At 61.2% G+C, this 16,155-nt stretch carries 15 protein-coding genes and 1 other RNA gene; 10 read left to right on the forward strand and 6 right to left on the reverse strand.

Annotation, left to right across the window (positions count from 1 at the left end; all coding sequences use genetic code 11):
* A complete protein-coding gene (locus DKK67_RS03230) occupies window positions 1–1,002 on the reverse strand; it encodes a Solitary outer membrane autotransporter beta-barrel domain (RefSeq protein WP_111494337.1) in 1,002 nt (333 codons plus the stop codon).
* A gap of 340 nt (window positions 1,003–1,342) precedes the next feature.
* On the opposite strand from DKK67_RS03230, the gene DKK67_RS03235 reads away from it, so the two are divergent.
* Window positions 1,343–1,570: a hypothetical protein gene (locus tag DKK67_RS03235; RefSeq protein ID WP_111494339.1), complete on the forward strand. Its 228-nt coding sequence runs from the start codon at window positions 1,343–1,345 to the stop codon at window positions 1,568–1,570.
* Window positions 1,571–1,630: 60 nt separating this feature from the next.
* Here the strand turns inward: DKK67_RS03235 and ssrA are convergent.
* From ssrA to smpB, 3 genes are all read right to left on the reverse strand, one after another.
* Window positions 1,631–1,997: a transfer-messenger RNA gene (gene ssrA / locus DKK67_RS03240) on the reverse strand.
* Window positions 1,998–2,071: 74 nt separating this feature from the next.
* Window positions 2,072–3,514: a wax ester/triacylglycerol synthase family O-acyltransferase gene (locus tag DKK67_RS03245; protein ID WP_111494341.1), complete on the reverse strand. Its 1,443-nt coding sequence runs from the start codon at window positions 3,512–3,514 to the stop codon at window positions 2,072–2,074.
* A gap of 139 nt (window positions 3,515–3,653) precedes the next feature.
* Complete coding sequence (smpB, locus tag DKK67_RS03250) at window positions 3,654–4,139, reverse strand: SsrA-binding protein SmpB (RefSeq protein ID WP_111494343.1); 486 nt, start codon at window positions 4,137–4,139, stop codon at window positions 3,654–3,656.
* Between the two features lie 305 nt (window positions 4,140–4,444).
* On the opposite strand from smpB, the gene DKK67_RS03255 reads away from it, so the two are divergent.
* From DKK67_RS03255 to DKK67_RS03265, 3 genes are all read left to right on the forward strand, one after another.
* Window positions 4,445–6,091 (forward strand): sodium-dependent transporter, encoded by a 1,647-nt coding sequence (locus tag DKK67_RS03255; RefSeq protein ID WP_111494345.1) that lies wholly within the window; start codon window positions 4,445–4,447, stop codon window positions 6,089–6,091.
* 72 nt (window positions 6,092–6,163) lie between these two features.
* Window positions 6,164–6,610 carry a type II toxin-antitoxin system RatA family toxin gene (locus DKK67_RS03260; RefSeq protein WP_111494347.1) on the forward strand — a complete coding sequence of 149 codons (447 nt, stop codon included), beginning with the start codon at window positions 6,164–6,166 and terminating at the stop codon, window positions 6,608–6,610.
* A 5-nt stretch (window positions 6,611–6,615) separates the two neighbouring features.
* Complete coding sequence (locus DKK67_RS03265) at window positions 6,616–6,897, forward strand: RnfH family protein (protein WP_228160602.1); 282 nt, start codon at window positions 6,616–6,618, stop codon at window positions 6,895–6,897.
* 19 nt (window positions 6,898–6,916) lie between these two features.
* Here DKK67_RS03265 and DKK67_RS03270 read toward each other — a convergent pair whose 3' ends face one another.
* Window positions 6,917–7,255 (reverse strand): outer membrane protein assembly factor BamE, encoded by a 339-nt coding sequence (locus DKK67_RS03270; RefSeq protein ID WP_111494349.1) that lies wholly within the window; start codon window positions 7,253–7,255, stop codon window positions 6,917–6,919.
* A 119-nt stretch (window positions 7,256–7,374) separates the two neighbouring features.
* Here DKK67_RS03270 and fur point away from each other — a divergent pair, with 119 nt between their 5' ends.
* Window positions 7,375–7,791: a ferric iron uptake transcriptional regulator gene (fur, locus tag DKK67_RS03275; protein WP_111496748.1), complete on the forward strand. Its 417-nt coding sequence runs from the start codon at window positions 7,375–7,377 to the stop codon at window positions 7,789–7,791.
* Between the two features lie 224 nt (window positions 7,792–8,015).
* Here fur and recN read toward each other — a convergent pair whose 3' ends face one another.
* Window positions 8,016–9,695 carry a DNA repair protein RecN gene (gene recN / locus DKK67_RS03280; protein ID WP_111494351.1) on the reverse strand — a complete coding sequence of 560 codons (1,680 nt, stop codon included), beginning with the start codon at window positions 9,693–9,695 and terminating at the stop codon, window positions 8,016–8,018.
* 225 nt (window positions 9,696–9,920) lie between these two features.
* On the opposite strand from recN, the gene grpE reads away from it, so the two are divergent.
* The 5 genes from grpE (at window position 9,921) to carA (ending at window position 16,149) form a co-directional block, all read left to right on the forward strand.
* Window positions 9,921–10,514 carry a nucleotide exchange factor GrpE gene (grpE, locus tag DKK67_RS03285; protein WP_111494353.1) on the forward strand — a complete coding sequence of 198 codons (594 nt, stop codon included), beginning with the start codon at window positions 9,921–9,923 and terminating at the stop codon, window positions 10,512–10,514.
* A gap of 114 nt (window positions 10,515–10,628) precedes the next feature.
* Window positions 10,629–12,557, forward strand: coding sequence for a molecular chaperone DnaK (gene dnaK, locus DKK67_RS03290; protein WP_111494355.1), 1,929 nt, complete (start codon window positions 10,629–10,631; stop codon window positions 12,555–12,557).
* 165 nt (window positions 12,558–12,722) lie between these two features.
* Window positions 12,723–13,847, forward strand: coding sequence for a molecular chaperone DnaJ (dnaJ, locus tag DKK67_RS03295; RefSeq protein ID WP_111494357.1), 1,125 nt, complete (start codon window positions 12,723–12,725; stop codon window positions 13,845–13,847).
* An 11-nt stretch (window positions 13,848–13,858) separates the two neighbouring features.
* The gene (dapB, locus tag DKK67_RS03300) at window positions 13,859–14,665 is read left to right on the forward strand and encodes a 4-hydroxy-tetrahydrodipicolinate reductase (RefSeq protein ID WP_111494359.1); all 807 of its coding nucleotides are present in this window, start codon (window positions 13,859–13,861) and stop codon (window positions 14,663–14,665) included.
* A 341-nt stretch (window positions 14,666–15,006) separates the two neighbouring features.
* The gene (carA, locus tag DKK67_RS03305; protein ID WP_111494361.1) at window positions 15,007–16,149 is read left to right on the forward strand and encodes a glutamine-hydrolyzing carbamoyl-phosphate synthase small subunit; all 1,143 of its coding nucleotides are present in this window, start codon (window positions 15,007–15,009) and stop codon (window positions 16,147–16,149) included.
* The last annotated feature ends 6 nt before the right edge of the window (window positions 16,150–16,155 follow it).

Consider the following 16,155-nt stretch of genomic DNA (forward strand, 5'->3'; position numbering starts at 1 on the left):
TCAGAACCAGTCCTCGTTCAGCATCAGCACCAGGCTGCCGCCCCGCAGCACGCTGCCATAATTGAAATTGATGCCAATGCCGATGTTGTCGAGGAAAGGCACGCGGCTGCCGGTCCGCAGCAGCCACGCCAGACCCGCTTCGTAGTAATGATCGTTGCCCAACTGATCGCCGATATCGCCGCCTACGTCCACCCGCGCCAGTCGGAACCAGATGTTCTGCCCCGGTAGCCAGCGCGAGAACAGGGGGTCGCGAATCTTGAAGCCGTTGAACCAGTACCAGGCTTCCGGCTTGGCCTCGTGGGCGTTGCGATCGGTGTTGATGGTGGTGCCGAACAGGTAGTGGTAATCGCTGAAGAAATGCCAGCGGGCGCCCAGCATGGGCAGTGTGTGGGTCACCTGCAGTCGCGGCTCGGCGAGCACGGCGTCGACCTTGATGTTGGTCAGCAGGCCGTCCAGCTCGGACTGCACCTCGCGGGAAGCTTCTGTACGGTAGTTCGTATCGTTCCGGTAGCGCACCCAGCTCAGCGAGGATCCAACGGTTACATCCGTCCGGTCGCCTATGTGGTGGCGAAAGCCGGCACCAACGCCTGCGAATAGCAGGGTTTCCTCCAGCTTGTCGGTACCGGACTCGTCGGACACGACCAGTTTCACATCTTGGGACTGGGAGATGTACGCCAGGTGCGCCGAAAGCAGGATCTGGTCGTCCGTATCGCGAAACGGGTAGGTCCAGTTAAAGGGCAGGCTGGCGGTGGCGATGCTCTGTCGCAGTTGGGCGGAGTCGGTGTTGCCGAACTCGTCGTTATCCAGCTCGAAGACGTCGTTGGGATTGAAGTCCCAGAAGCCGAAACGGACGGCTTCGCCGTTGGTCAGCAGGGCGCCCAGGGTATAGTTGGCAGACAGAACGTTCTGGGTGGCTCGGTCGATGTCGCTGTCGGCATGGGCATGACTGCTGAGGCAGAAGAGCGCCACCATCGGCCAGCAGAAACGGATCGCCCTCGGCATGCAAGAAATCTCCCGTTTGATGGTCGACACGTGCAGTTTAGCCAACTCCGGGTGGCGTGTTGGCGGCGGGTAGTTTTTTGTAGTCGGCTTTACCGAAAGTAATGGCCGGGAATCAATGGCAACCTGCCGGGCTGGCGATGAGACGATACACGCAATGTTTCATCGTGGGCATGGAGTTGATTGCTCACGTAATTTTATGGAAATGTCGAGAAAACAATCAGCTACGAAAGTACAAAATGTGAAATCCAGAAAACAATTGCATTTCAAAACGCTACACTATCGCTTATGGCGGCATGGCACACTGGCTTTATAACGGTGACATCAACACTGGGAGGGCCGAATGCCGGTTACCGTGCTGAAGAACGAAGATGGCTACAAGCTGATGAAGGTGTCCCACAGCGGTGAGGACGGAAGCGTCATCCGCGAGCATCACGTCATTGTGGACCCGGACGGTGAGCTGGTGCAGGTGGGCATGACCCGCCCCCAGGCCGACGCACTGCTGCGCGCTCTGACCGTCGACATCGAGGCGCGCCAGATGGGGGCATCGCCGGTGGCGGTTGGGCAGTGATGTGTTAAGTTCGAAGACATAAAAAAAGCCGCTCGATTGAGCGGCTTTTTTCTGGGTGTTTGGTGGAGACGGCGGGGATCGAACCCGCGTCCGCCAGCACTCAGCCTTGAGATCTACATGCTTAGTTTCCTTCTATTCGTTTAACCTCAAACGACCCGAAGGTCAGGGTGTAAGAGGCGAGCTCTTTATATCTTAGCTATCAGCCAGTGAGCTCTGACGGATAGAGCGTCCTACTAATGATGACGTCCTGAGGTGTTGCTTCTGGGTAGTAGGCACCCCAGTCAGGACGACTGGAACGGCTTACGCCGCCAGTGCGTAGTTTTCGTCGTTTGCGACTATTTTAAAGCAGCTTTGGATTAACGAGATTGGCTGCCATCTCGACATGCACCCAAGGGTTCGTCACCGGCGTCGAAGCCATATCGTCCCCTTGCACAACAAGTATATGGGGCCGGTCCCGGTGACTTCAAGGATTATCGACCGGGCCGGCATGGTTATTTCTGCTTAGAACGAGGACGCCTTGCGGCGCTCCACCGCGCGTCGTTCCACTTGTGGATACGTGCCGGGTGTGCCGGCCACCTCGGCCAGGTCGTAGAAGCTCGTCTCGAAGGCGTCCATCACCCGCTGCGGATCCACCGCCAGCTTCTTGTCCACAATGATCCCGAACAGCACCCGGTCGGCATAGCTGAAGATGCTCATGCCGATGCCGATGCCGCCCGTCTGGGGCACCCAGAACATGGGCGTCGACAGACGGGCGCCGGCCAGGTACACCGGGCGCCGCGGGCCGGGCACGTTGGTCAGCACCGCAGAGGCCTTGCGGCTGAGCAGTCGCAGGGCGCGGCGTTCGAGAATATCGGGGCCGCGTCCGAAGAGATCCAGCAGGCTGTAGGTGACTTGCGCCTGCCAGCTTCGCTTGAGGCGGTTCATGTGGTTCTGCACCTGGCGGAAGCGCATGCGCGGGCAGTCCACGTCCACCGGCAGCGGCACCAGCACCAGGCCGAACTGGTTGCCCAGGGTTTCGATGGGCTGCTGCAACGGACGCAGGTTAAATGGCACGGCCACGCGGATGCCGCAGTCGGGCGGGGTTTCCTGTTGATCGGTCAGGTACTGATGGATGGCACCGGTGGCAGCGGTCATCAAGACGTCGTTGACCGTGCCCTTGAGGGCCCGTGCGGTGGTCTTGACGTCCTTGAGGGGCAGGTTGGCCCAGGCCACCTGTTTGCGGCCGCCCAGGTCGCCCTTGAGCAGGGTGGGTGGGTCGGATGGTGTCAGTCCCAGTTTGAGGCACTCCAGGCCCACCTCCCCGCCGGTGCGCATCAGTTCGAGCGGGTAGGTGGGTTTTTTCCAGACGTTGTGGCCGAAGTGGCGCAGTTGCTCGATGCCGGCGCCGGCGCTGTGCTTGAGTTCCCTGGCCTTGCGCCCCAAGCGCTCCCAGCGCGACTCATCGTAGCGTGGGGTGGCCGGGACGGTATGCAGGTGTCGGTGCGGCTTGTTGTCGGTCAGTGCCAGCAGGACGCGCACCAGTGAAATGCCGTCAGCGATGCAGTGGTGGATGCGGGCGATGAGCGCGCTGCCGCCCTGATAGTTCTCGATGTAATGCACCTGCCACAGTGGTCTGCTGGGGCTCAGGGGCGTGCTGTTGAGGTCGCTGGCCAGGTCCTGCAGGGCATCCTGGCCAGCGCCGCCGGGCAGGGCGACAACGTGCAGGTGGTTGTCCAGGTCGAAGGTGGGGTCGTCCCGCCAGTAGGTTTTGTCGCCGCGGTGTTCGACGATCTGCCGGAAGCGGCGGAAACGGAGGAAGCGTTCTTCCAGGACCTGCCGAAAGCGCGTCAGATCGAGCGCCTCGTCAAAAATCAGTACGGCCCCGATCATCATCGGGCTTTCCTGGGATTCCATGCGCAGCCACGCGCGGTCAACGGCTGTCATGGGCGTTCGAGTGCGAGTCATTGAGAGCCTCTCTTCTGTCCGTGTGGAGAGGATGGGGATGTCGCCGGCTTTGCTGCGACGGCGATTCCACCCGGACAAGTCAGTATAGACCCAGATTTTGTCCGCTCGGAAGAACGTAAAAATTAAGAAGGATTAAACGTCAGCCCTGATTGACTTCACGCAAGATCCGCTGCTTTTGACGGTTCCAGTCGCGCTCTTTTTCAGTCTGGCGTTTGTCGTACTGCTTCTTGCCTTTCACCAGCGCGATTTCGCATTTGACCATGTTCTTCTTCCAGTACAGGGCCAGCGGGATGCAGGTGTGGCCCTGTTGCTGGGTGACGCCGATCAGTTTGGCGATTTCCTTGGCGTGCAGCAGCAGCTTGCGGGTCCGTATCGGGTCGCAGATAACGTGGGTGGACGCGGTGTTGAGCGGGGTGATGTGCGCGCCCAGCAGGAAGGCTTCACCGCCCTTGAGCAGGACGTACGCATCCACCAGCTGTGCCTTGCCCGCACGCAGGGATTTGACCTCCCAGCCCTGTAACGCGAGCCCGGCCTCGAAGCGTTCCTCGATGTGGTATTCGTGTTTGGCCTTCTTGTTCAGCGCGATGGTGCTGCTGGTCGGTTTGCCCGGTTTCTTCTTGCTCATGGATGCGTGGTTTGTCCTCGAAAAAGCCTTGGTGGAGCGTTGGCGCCGTCCGGTCTGTCCAGTTGCGGCAGCCGATGCCCGCCCCGGCGAAACGACGCATTGTAGCCCAGTAATGTCAAACGGGTCACGGGGCAGTCCGGCGCAGGTGAATGGTTTTGCGGGTTTCCGCTACAATGCCGCCCAGCAATGGACGCCTGGAAGCCCTGGGGACTGGATGGTTTGGGACGGCTTCGTCGGCATTGGAATTCAGGGGCGGCATGTCGTTCCCCTGGTCTTAACTGAGGAACGAGTCAGAGGCTCCTTGAATGCGGGGACGTTATCAAACACCAGTCGGTTCCTGGACCCACCGAACCACTTTCTTTTGGGCCACCACCGGGGCGACCGTCGGGCTGAGCGACATCTGGACCTTTCCGGCGATGGCGGGTGACAACGGCGGCGGAGTTTTCATCCTGGTCTACCTGTTTTGCCTGTTGGGGCTGATTGTTCCCCTGATGCTGACCGAGTCGGTGATCGGGCGCGGAGCCCGGCATGGGGTGGTGTTGTCCATCGATGCCCTGCGACGTGAGGCCGGAGCGCCGACCCGCTGGGTCTGGAGTGGGCGGTTGAGTGTGCTGGCCGGTTTTCTGGTCCTGTCCTTCTACGCCGTGATCGGCGGTATCTGCCTGGCCTATGTGTTTTACGCGGCCTACGGTCAGCTCACCGATGCGGCGCCGGCGGCGCTGGCGTCCAACCTGAGTTCGCTGGTCCAGCAGGCCGATGGGTACCGGGCGTTCATGGGGTGGCATGCGGCTTTCCTGGTGATGGTTCTGGTGGTCTCCGGACAGGGGGTCGTCAACGGCCTGGAGCGGGCGATGCGCGTGGTGCTGCCGTTGTTCATGGTGCTGCTGTTGGCACTGCTTTATTACAGCGCCGTCTTCGGCAACCTGCCGGCCGCTGTGGATTTCCTGCTGCGCATGCGTCCCGAGGACGTCACCCTGGATGGGGTGCGCATGGCGTTGACCCATGCGTTCTACACCCTTTCGCTGGGAACCGGCATCCTGATCGTTTTCGGTGCCTATTCGGCACCCACGACGCCGATCAAGCGCTCCGTGTTTGCGGTCGCGTTGGTGGACACTCTCATTGCCATGCTGGCGGGTCTGGTCATCTATGCCCTGGTTTTTTCCGGAACCGCCAGCCTGCCGGGGGCTGTGCAGGGCTTCAGTCTGGTGTTCCTGTCCCTGCCGGAAAGCCTGTCCATGCTGCCCGGTGGTCAGTTCGTGGCGACCGCGTTCTTTGTGTTGATCGTGCTGGTGGCGTGGAGCTCGTCGCTGGCGTTGCTGGAGCCGGCGGTGAGTTGGTTGCAGGAGCGGCTGGCGGCGCCGCGGGGCTGGAGTGTGCTGCTGGTCGGCGTAGCGGCCTGGCTTGTCGGTCTGCTGAGCCTGTTTTCGTTCAACATCTGGTCCGAGGCGAGCATCCTCGGCGGGACCGCCTATCGCTGGATCGAATTGCTGACCAGCACGGTCCTGATCCCGGTGGTCAGTCTGCTGCTGGCGTTCTTCGTTGGCTGGGCGCTGCCGGAAGTCGTGACCGACAGGCTGATCGGCAGAGCGCCCCGACTGTTCAAGGGGCTCTGGCTGTGGACCATCCGTCTGGTTCTGCCGGTGATCATCCTGTACGTGGGCATCCATTACGCCATGCAGTCCGGTTCTTCACTGTGTTCCGGGAACCACAAGCTGTTCTGGTGCGCGCCGGCTGCCGGGCCTGATGCAATGCCCGCTGAGGGCGCCGGGGAGCCGGCCTCGCCGGCACGCTCCGATACTCCCTCGCTGGAACCGACATCGGAGCCGGAGGTCTTGCCGGACGCGTCCGGCGAAGGCGAGGCCGGTTTGAGACCGCTGGAGCAGGCGGCTCCTTCCGGGGCGGGGCAGGAGGCGGCCCCATCGAGCGATGATTTGCTTTATCATAGTGTCTGACGCCGTTGGCAGGTCGCCCGCGTCCTGCTTCGCAGGTCCTTTTTTGTTCAACCGGAAAGTTGTAGTTCACGCATGGCTCAAGTGATCGAGAAATCAGCACTGGTCTGGCATTCCGCCGAGCAGATGTACGCCCTGGTCAATGATATTGATCGTTACCCGGAATTCCTGCCCTGGTGTGCCGGCACGGAGATCCACCAGGCGGACGATCAGGAAATCGTGGCGTCCATCGAGGTGGCCAAGTCCGGTGTGCGCCATCGGCTGACCACCCGCAACAGCCTTGAGGCGCCCCGTGCGATCCATATGTCCCTGGTGGAAGGGCCATTCAGCAACCTCGGCGGATCCTGGGAGTTCATCGCCCTGGAGGACAGGGCCTGTAAAGTGGTGCTGCGACTGCAATTCGAGCCCAATAGCTCGCTGGCTCGCATGACCCTGAACGCCATTGTCAGCCAGGCCGCCAATACCATGGTGGATGCGTTCTGTCAGCGGGCCCTGGCTGTGTATGGGGAGGCGACGGCGTGAGCTCGTTGATTCGCGTGGAAGTGGCTTATGCCACGCCGGAGCGTCAGGAAATTCGTCCGGTGGACGTGCCGGAGGGGACGTCTGCGTTCGACGCGGTGATGGCATCGGACATCCAGACCGTGTTTCCGGAGATTGATGCGGAAAGCGCCGACATGGGGATTTTCGGCAAGGTCATCAAAGCGCCCAGGAGCCATCCGTTGCGGGCGGGCGACCGGGTGGAGATCTACCGGCCGCTGCAGATCGATCCCAAGCAGGCCCGGCTGAACCGGGCACGCAAAAAAAGTTAAATATCCTCGATTAAGAGGTTCAATATGCGGGGGTTTCTTCGAGCATCTGAGCTTCGAAGTGATCGTACGAATCCCCCTCGTAATAGACGATCACCCGCTGCTCCTGAATGTCCCCTCCAGCCTCCTGGAAGGTGTACAGGTAGTACTCCCTCGAATCGTCCACCGCGTTAAGCATGATGGGGGTTCCGAGGATGGCGTGGACCTGGTTTCGGGGCATCCCTTTTTCCAGTTGAGCCAGGGATTCGTCGTCCACGATGTTGCCCTGCTGGACGTTGATTTTATACACGCCAGGGAACGCACAGCCGGCACTCAGAATGGCTGTCAGGACAAGGGAGAGTAAGGCGGCGGGCTTTTGCATCAGGGGGTGAAATCCTCTATCTTGAGATGCTTACAGGGGCGGCCCTGGAAATGGCCGGTAACCGTCTGGCTGGCTATCATAACGGAAGCAGACACATCACCAAAGAGCGAAACACCAGCATGTCATCCGAAAACGCTGAATTACGCAAGGTTGGCCTCAAGGTGACCCTGCCTCGGGTCAAGATTTTCAACATCCTTGAGAAAGCATCCGATGAACATCATCTCAGTGCAGAAGATGTTTACAAGAAACTTCTCGAAGCCGGTGATGACGTCGGTCTGGCGACCGTTTATCGAGTCCTGACCCAGTTTGAGGCGGCGGGCCTCGTCCTGCGGCACAATTTCGAGGGCGGTCACGCCGTGTTCGAAATTGCGCGGGAAGATCACCACGACCATATGGTCTGTACCGAAAGTGGTGAAGTGGTCGAATTTGTTGATCAGGTCATCGAGGAACGGCAGCGCAAGATCGCCGAAGAGCACGGGTACGAGCTTGTTGATCACAGTCTGATCCTGTACGTAAAACCGGCCAAGAAGAGCTGATCAGCGCTTCCGGTTTCCGTGTCAGGCATGCCAGCGCCCCTGAAGTTCCGCTTCGGGGGCGTTTTTGTTTCAGTCATCGGGACGTGCAATAAAAAAAAGAGGCAGGAAAACCTGCCTCGGAATCCGCTCGGGGTTGAGCGTGGGGGAAATGTCAGTGTGAGCGCCGTGGTGCTGCGGGCGCCACAGTGCCGCTATCAGTTCCTGTTTGGGTCAAGCCGTTCCGTTCAGTGGTGAACGGCCTGCCCCTTCTGGAACATCTCCTGGGCGTGGGCCAGGGTCTGGTCGGTCATGTCCACGCCACCCAGCATGCGGGCGACCTCACGGACGCGACCGTCGTCGTTGAGTGTTTCAATACGTGAGAAGGTGGCGTCCCGCTCGCTGAACTTGCTGACGAACAGGTGCTGGTGAGCCTGTGCGGCCACCTGGGGCAAGTGGGTCACGCACAGGACCTGGCCGTTGGTGCCGAGCTGTCGCAGCAGGAGGCCTACCACTTCGGCGGTGCCGCCGCCGATACCCACGTCGACTTCGTCGAAGACCAGGGTGGGGATTGTTGAGGTCTGGGCCACGACGACCTGGATGGCCAGGCTGATCCGGGACAGTTCGCCGCCCGAGGCCACCTTGCTCAGTGACCGTGCGGGCTGCCCCGGGTTGGCGCTGATCAGGAATTCGATGTCCTCGTTGCCAACCGCGGCTGGGGTGTCCGATTCCTGGCGCGCGAGCCGGGTGACGAACTGCACCGAGGGCATGCTCAGCGACGCCAGTTCCTCGGCAATGCGTGTGTCCAGCCGTGCGGCCGCGTCTTCGCGTTTTGCGGTCAGCGCGTCCGCCTGTTCCTGCCAGGTCTGCCGGAACGCGTCGACTTCAGCTTCCAACTGCTCCAGGCTGCCTTCGCCGCCGTCCAGTTGCGCGAGTTCCTCCTGCAGTTGCCGGTGCAGTTCCAGCAGCTGCTCGGGGCCGACCCGGTGTTTGCGGGCCAGTTCGTAGACCGTGCTCAGGCGACCTTCCACCTCTTCCAGGCGAGCCGGGTCGGCGTCGTAATCTTCCACGAAATGCTGCAGGTTGTTACCTGCCTCGTTAATCTGGATCTGGGCTTCGTTGAGCATCTGCAGGGTGTCGGCCAGAGCCGGGACGTCCACCGGAAGCTGCTCCAGTTGCTGCAGGGCCTGCTGAATCAGTGACGCTGCGCTGGGCTCTTCTTCGCTGCACAGCTGGGCGGCCTGATGGCAGTTGCGCAGAACCGTTTCGGAGTGGGCCAGCCGGGCCTGTTCCGCCTCCAGATCGTCGAGCTCGCCTTCGGCCAGCGCCAGACGGTCCAGCTCTTCCACCTGATAGCGAAGCAATTGCAGTTTTGCCTCATTCTCGTCGCGGTTGCTGCGCAGTTCGGTGAGCCGCTGCCGGCTTTTTTGCCAGGCTTTCCAGGCGTCTCGCGTGGACTCGGCAAGCTTCTCGGCGCCGGCGAACTCATCCAGCAGTTTGCGGTGGGTGTCTTTCTGCAGCAGGGATTGATGCTGATGCTGACTGTGGATGTCCATCAGCATGCCGCCAAGCTGGCGCAGGTCGGCCAGCGGGCAGGGCTGGCCATTGATATAGGCACGTGAGCGACCGTCCTTGCTGATCACGCGGCGCAGGATGCACTCATGCTCGTCGTCCAGGTCGTGGGCTTCCAGCCAGTCGGTGGCTTCGGGAATCCGGCTGACGTCGAAGCGGGCGGTGATGTCGGCCCGCTTGGCTCCGTGCCGCACGGCGCCCGCGTCTGCGCGGCCGCCGAGGACCAGGCCGAGGGCGTCAAGGACGATGGACTTGCCCGCCCCGGTTTCTCCCGTCAGCGTGGTCATGCCCTGGCGGAACCGCAGTTCAACGCGCTCGGCAATGGCGTAGTTGGCGACGATCAGTTGGTTCAGCATGAAGCCCTCCCGGATCGTGTGCGCCCTGAATGGCGCGGTGAAGTCTGGTTGGATGCGTTGTCACTGTTAATTCATACAGTGACTGTGAATATATACAGTGTTTGTTCAGTCTGCAAGTAATCTCGCCAAAGTGGTTGAAGTCCTCACGGGTGATCCCCATATCCCCGGCAAGCTAGTCAAGAAGGGCGGCATGCCGCCATTTTGCAGATAGATCAGGAGTGACTGATGAGCGCAGATGAATCCCGCAACGAGCAGGTTGAGGAAGAGCTGAACGAGGCACCCGAGGCGACTGAAGCGCCGACCGAAGAGCCCGTCGCCGAGGGGCAGGGCGAGGTTGAAGCCCTTCAGGCCCAGCTTTCCGAGCAGAAGGACCTGGTCCTGCGCACCCAGGCGGAAATGCAGAATGTGCGTCGTCGCGCGGACATCGATGTGGAGAAGGCGCGCAAGTTCGCGCTGGAGAAGTTCGTCAAGGAACTGCTGCCGGTGATCGACAGCCTGGAAAAGGCCGTCGAGAGCACCGAGGGCAAGTCGGCATCGGACGACGTGGTTGCCTCCATTCGCGAGGGGGCGGAAATGACCCTGAGTCTGTTCCGCAGCAGTCTCGAGAAGTTCAACGTGCAGGCCGTTGATCCCGTTGGCGAGCCGTTCGATCCGCAGCTCCACGAAGCCATGTCCATGGTGCCCGCGCCGGATGCGGAGCCCAACAGCGTGGTGTCCTGCATCCAGAAGGGGTACACCCTGAACGATCGTCTGGTGCGCCCGGCCATGGTGGTCGTGGCACGTCCTGACGACAGCGCAAAAATCGACGAGCAGGCTTGAAAACGCGCTTACCGAGCCAATATAGGCAGTAAACGCTCGACAAGCCGAGCCAAAGACAGAATGAACCATTGCGAATCAGGCAGATTCGGCAACTAAAGGAACTGGAGTCAATCAATGAGCAAAGTTATTGGTATCGACCTGGGGACCACGAACTCCTGTGTAGCCATCATGGATGGTGACAAGGTCAAGGTCATCGAGAACGCGGAAGGCGATCGCACCACGCCGTCCATCATCGCTTACACCGAAGACGGTGAAACGCTGGTCGGCCAGTCAGCCAAGCGTCAGGCCGTCACCAATCCGGACAACACCCTGTATGCCATCAAGCGACTGATCGGTCGTCGCTTCGAGGACAACGTTGTCCAGAAAGACATCAAGATGGTGCCCTACAAGATCGCCAAGGCCGACAACGGTGACGCCTGGGTTGAGGTGAAGGGCAAGAAGATGGCACCGCCGCAGGTTTCCGCGGAAGTGCTGAAGAAGATGAAGAAGACCGCCGAAGACTACCTCGGCGAAGAAGTCACCGAAGCGGTCATCACCGTTCCGGCCTACTTCAACGACAGTCAGCGTCAGGCCACCAAGGACGCCGGCAAGATCGCCGGTCTGGACGTCAAGCGGATCATCAACGAGCCGACCGCGGCGGCCCTGGCCTACGGCCTGGACAAGAAGGGCGGTGATCGCACGGTTGCTGTCTACGACCTGGGTGGCGGTACCTTCGATATCTCCATCATCGAAATCGCCGATGTCGACGGTGAGCACCAGTTCGAAGTGCTGGCCACCAACGGTGACACCTTCCTGGGTGGTGAAGACTTTGACCTGAAAGTCATCGAGTACCTGGCGGATCAGTTCAAGAAGGACAGCGGTATCGATCTGCGCGGCGATTCCCTGGCCATGCAGCGTCTGAAGGAAGCGGCCGAGAAAGCCAAGATCGAGCTGTCCAGCAGTCAACAGACCGACGTTAACCTGCCGTACATCACGGCGGACCAGAGCGGTCCCAAGCACCTCAACCTGAAGCTGACCCGCGCCAAGCTGGAAGCGCTGGTGGAAGACCTGGTCGACCGCAGCCTCGAGCCGTGCAAGGTCGCGCTGAAGGATTCCGGTGTGGACGCTTCCGAGATCGACGAAGTGATTCTGGTGGGCGGTCAGACCCGTATGCCGAAAGTCCAGGAGAAGGTTAAGAGCTTCTTCAACAAGGACGCGCGCAAGGACGTGAACCCGGACGAAGCGGTTGCCATGGGCGCGGCCATCCAGGCGGCGGTTCTGTCCGGTGACGTGAAAGACGTTCTGCTGCTGGACGTGACCCCGCTGACCCTGGGTATCGAAACCATGGGTGGTGTGGCCACGCCGCTGATCGAGAAGAACACCACGATCCCGACCAAGAAGTCGCAGACCTTCTCGACCGCCGATGACAACCAGACCGCCGTGACCATCCACGTGGTTCAGGGTGAGCGCAAGCAGGCGACCCAGAACAAGTCGCTGGGCCGTTTCGATCTGGCCGACATTCCGCCGGCGCCGCGCGGTGTGCCGCAGATCGAGGTCACTTTCGACATCGACGCCAATGGCATCCTGAACGTGTCCGCCAAGGACAAGGCCACCGGTAAAGAGCAGTCCATCGTGATCAAGGCCTCTTCCGGCCTGAGCGAGGACGAGATCGATCAGATGGTCCACGACGCTGAGGCGAACGCCGAAGAGGATCGCAAGTTCGAGGAGCTGATCCAGGCTCGCAACCAGGGCGACGGCATGGTTCACGCCGTACGCAAGACCCTGAGCGAAGCCGGCGACAAGGTCGACGAGCAGGAAAAAGAGTCCATCGAAACCGCGATCAGCGAGCTGGAAGAGGCGCTGAAGGGTGACGACAAGGACGACATCGAGGCCAAGACCCAGAAGCTGACCGAGGTCTCTTCTGAACTGGCCCAGAAGATGTACGCCGACCAGGCCGCTCAGGAAGGTGCCGAAGGCGCCGCCCAGGGTGAGCAGGCCCAGTCCAGCGGCGACGACGCCGTCGACGCTGAGTTCGAAGAAGTGAAAGATGAAGACAAGCGCTAAGCGCAACGTCTTCCGCTAGCCGCAAAACGCGGGGATTCATCTCCCCGCGTTTTGCGCGTTTGAAGGTTTGAGAAATTGTGCCCGGTGGCCAGCGTGCGCCGGGGGCAATGGGAATAGGCAGTCACAAGATCCCGGTGAGGCCGGGGTCTGCAACAGGTATCAGTCATGGCCAAACGCGATTATTACGAAGTTCTCGGAGTTTCCCGGGATGCGGACGACAAGGAAATAAAGCGCGCGTATCGTAAGCTTGCGATGAAATACCATCCGGACCGTAATCCGGATGACACGGAGGCCGAGAACAAGTTCAAGGAAGCCAGCGAAGCCTATGAAGTGCTGGCCGATGCGGGCAAGCGCAGCGCGTATGACCAGTTCGGCCACGCCGGTGTGGACGGCCAGGCCGGTGGTGGCGGCTTCGGCGGCGGTGGCGCCAGCTTCTCTGATATCTTTGGTGACGTCTTTGGCGATATCTTCGGGGGCGGCCGCGGTCGCAGCAACCGTGGGGCGGACCTGCGCTATACCCTGGAGCTGGATCTGGAAGAGGCGGTGAAAGGCACCACCGTGCAGATCAATGTGCCGGGACACGTCGAATGCGACGAGTGTGATGGCTCCGGCGCCGAGAAAGGCAGTCAGCCGGAAACCTGCGGTACCTGCGGTGGTATCGGTCAGGTGCGCATGCAGCAGGGATTCTTCGCGGTCCAGCAGGCCTGTCCGACCTGTCGGGGGTCGGGCAAGGTTATCAAGAATCCGTGCAAGAAGTGCCGGGGCGCCGGCCGTCTCGAGCAACCCAAGACCCTGTCGGTAAAAGTGCCGCCGGGTGTCGACACCGGCGACCGTATCCGTTTGTCCGGTGAGGGCGAAATGGGCATTGACGGTAGTCCGGCCGGCGACCTTTATGTCCAGGTCTCCGTGCGCGAGCATTCCATTTTCACCCGCGACGGTCGTAATCTGTACTGCGAGGTGCCGATCAGTATCGTGGATGCGTCCCTAGGTGGGGAGCTGGAAGTGCCCACGCTGGATGGTCGGGTCAAACTCAAGATCCCGCCGGAGACGCAAACCGGCAAACTGTTCCGCTTGCGCAACAAGGGCGTCACTCCGGTGCGCGGCGGGCCGGCCGGCGATTTGCTGTGCCGGGTGATCCTGGAGACGCCGGTCAAGCTGACCAAGCGCCAGAAAGAGTTGCTTGAGGAGTTCCAGCAGACCCTGGACGGGCAGAGTGGCAGCAACCACGCGCCGCGCAAGACCTCCTGGTTCGAGGGTGTGAAGAGCTTCTTTGACGAAATGAAATTCTAGGGAAAGGCAGCATGAAGGTAGCAATCATCGGCGCCGCCGGGCGCATGGGGAAAGTCCTGATCGAGGCGGTCGATGAGGCGGACGGCCTGGAGCTGGGGGCGGCGATCGTCGATCCGGCCAGCAGCCTGGTGGGCGCCGATGCCGGCGAAGTGGCCGGTATTGGTCGCAACGGCGTGGCGCTGGCGTCCAGTCTGGCCGACGTCCGGGATGCCTTCGATCTGCTGGTGGATTTCACCTTCCCGGATCTGACGCTGGACAACGCCCGCTTCTGCAATGAGCACGGCAAGACGATGGTGATCGGCACCACGGGCATGACCGAGGCCGAGCGGGCCGAGCTGGCCCAGGCGGCGGACGCCATTCCGGTGGTGTTTGCGCCCAACATGAGCGTGGGTGTGAACGTCGTGCTCAACCTGCTGCGGACCGCGGCCCAGGCTCTCGGTGACGACTACGATGTGGAAATCATCGAGGCGCATCATCGGCACAAGAAAGATTCCCCGTCCGGCACCGCGGTGCGTATGGGGGAAGTGGTGGCCGATGCGCTGGGGCGCGATCTGAAGGAATGCGCCGTCTACGGCCGTGAAGGTTTCGTCGGCGAGCGCCCGCGTCACGAGATCGGCTTCGAGACCATTCGCGGTGGCGATGTGGTCGGGGATCACACGGTCCTGTTTGCCGGTATCGGTGAGCGAGTCGAGGTGACCCACAAGGCCAGCAGCCGTATGACGTTCGCCAAGGGCGCGGTGCGGGCGGCCCAGTGGCTCCAGGATCGCCCGGCCGGTCTGTACGACATGCAGGACGTGCTGGGCCTGAAGGGGTCCTGAAGGGAGTGTGGCTGAACGAGACGGGTGCCGGTTATCACGGATGCCTGTCGACCTGGTGTCGGGGCGTCCGGTGGTGCTTTTCAATGGACATTGAGGTGCCCGGATTTTATAATAAGGCGGTTTAGCTGCACCAAGCGTAATTTTTAAAGAGCCAGGGAAGCGCACGCCATCTTCACTGGCAGACAAAGAAGCGGGACGGAGTGCTATCTCCCTCTCGCTTTTTTGCGACCTGAATTTGCGCTTGCGTTCCTGTTCGTGACGTTGGGGTCGTCGCTCTTGCCCGCGAGAGGGTCAGACCTGATCCGGAACTTACGATACGCCACTCGATGAGGATACAAGCCTTGAGTACACCAGCAATCCTTGCCCTCGCAGACGGAAGCCTGTTCAAAGGAATCGCCATCGGCGCCGATGGTGAAACCAGTGGCGAGGTCGTCTTCAATACGGCCATGACCGGGTACCAGGAGATTCTTACCGATCCGTCCTATGCCCGCCAGATTGTCACCCTGACCTATCCCCACATCGGCAACACCGGTGTCAACGAAGAAGACATCGAATCCGCCGACATCCAGGCCGCCGGCCTGATTATCCGGGATCTTCCGCTCCTCGCTTCCAACTGGCGCCAGACCAAGACCCTGGACCAGTACCTGAAGGACAGCAACCGCATCGGAATCGCCGGCATCGATACCCGCCGACTGACCCGCATCCTGCGTGACAAGGGTTCCCAGAACGGCGCCATCGTCGCCGGCGAGAACGCGAGCGAAGAGCGAGCGCTGGAGCTGGCCAGGGCGTTTCCGGGGCTCAAGGGCATGGATCTGGCCAAGGAAGTGGGCAGCACCACCTCCTACAAGTGGAGTCAGACGGACTGGACCCTGGCGGATGGCTACGGTGAGCAGGGCGCATCGCGGTTCAAGGTTGTCGCCTACGATTACGGCATCAAGTACAACATCCTGCGCATGCTGGCCAGCCGGGGTTGTGATATCACGGTTGTGCCGCCGCAGACGCCGGCCGCCGAGGTGCTGGCGATGAAGCCGGACGGCGTGTTCCTGTCCAATGGCCCGGGCGACCCGGAGCCCTGCGACTACGCCATCGAGGCGATCCGCGAGATTCTCGAAACCGAGCTGCCGGTGTTCGGCATCTGTCTCGGTCATCAGTTGCTGGCTTTGGCCAGCGGTGCCAAGACCCTGAAAATGGGCCACGGCCATCACGGCGCCAACCATCCGGTGCAGAACCTGGAGGACGGTACGGTGATGATCACCAGCCAGAACCACGGGTTTGCGGTGGACGAGTCCACCTTGCCGGACAACCTGGTGATGACCCACAAATCCCTGTTCGACGGCACCTTGCAGGGCATTCGCCGGACCGATCGTCCGGCCTTCAGCTTCCAGGGGCACCCGGAAGCCAGCCCGGGGCCGCATGATGTGGCGCCGCTGTTCGATGCCTTTATCCGCCTGATGGATCAGAGGGCAGCCACGCAGGGCTCCTGAAGCACC

Origin of the sequence: Marinobacter bohaiensis, from assembly GCF_003258515.1 — a bacterium.
GTDB lineage: Bacteria > Pseudomonadota > Gammaproteobacteria > Pseudomonadales > Oleiphilaceae > Marinobacter_A > Marinobacter_A bohaiensis.

Excerpts from the sequence above, each read along its gene's own strand:
- DKK67_RS03260 (WP_111494347.1), top strand. The coding sequence starts at position 6,164 with ATGGCTCAAGTGATCGAGAAATCAGCACTGGTCTGGCATTCCGCCGAG.
- recN (WP_111494351.1), bottom strand. The coding sequence starts at position 9,695 with ATGCTGAACCAACTGATCGTCGCCAACTACGCCATTGCCGAGCGCGTT.
- dnaK (WP_111494355.1), top strand. The coding sequence starts at position 10,629 with ATGAGCAAAGTTATTGGTATCGACCTGGGGACCACGAACTCCTGTGTA.
- DKK67_RS03230 (WP_111494337.1), bottom strand. The coding sequence starts at position 1,002 with ATGCCGAGGGCGATCCGTTTCTGCTGGCCGATGGTGGCGCTCTTCTGC.
- DKK67_RS03245 (WP_111494341.1), bottom strand. The coding sequence starts at position 3,514 with ATGACTCGCACTCGAACGCCCATGACAGCCGTTGACCGCGCGTGGCTG.
- DKK67_RS03270 (WP_111494349.1), bottom strand. The coding sequence starts at position 7,255 with ATGCAAAAGCCCGCCGCCTTACTCTCCCTTGTCCTGACAGCCATTCTG.
- smpB (WP_111494343.1), bottom strand. The coding sequence starts at position 4,139 with ATGAGCAAGAAGAAACCGGGCAAACCGACCAGCAGCACCATCGCGCTG.
- grpE (WP_111494353.1), top strand. The coding sequence starts at position 9,921 with ATGAGCGCAGATGAATCCCGCAACGAGCAGGTTGAGGAAGAGCTGAAC.
- fur (WP_111496748.1), top strand. The coding sequence starts at position 7,375 with ATGTCATCCGAAAACGCTGAATTACGCAAGGTTGGCCTCAAGGTGACC.
- DKK67_RS03235 (WP_111494339.1), top strand. The coding sequence starts at position 1,343 with ATGCCGGTTACCGTGCTGAAGAACGAAGATGGCTACAAGCTGATGAAG.
- DKK67_RS03255 (WP_111494345.1), top strand. The coding sequence starts at position 4,445 with ATGCGGGGACGTTATCAAACACCAGTCGGTTCCTGGACCCACCGAACC.
- dapB (WP_111494359.1), top strand. The coding sequence starts at position 13,859 with ATGAAGGTAGCAATCATCGGCGCCGCCGGGCGCATGGGGAAAGTCCTG.
- dnaJ (WP_111494357.1), top strand. The coding sequence starts at position 12,723 with ATGGCCAAACGCGATTATTACGAAGTTCTCGGAGTTTCCCGGGATGCG.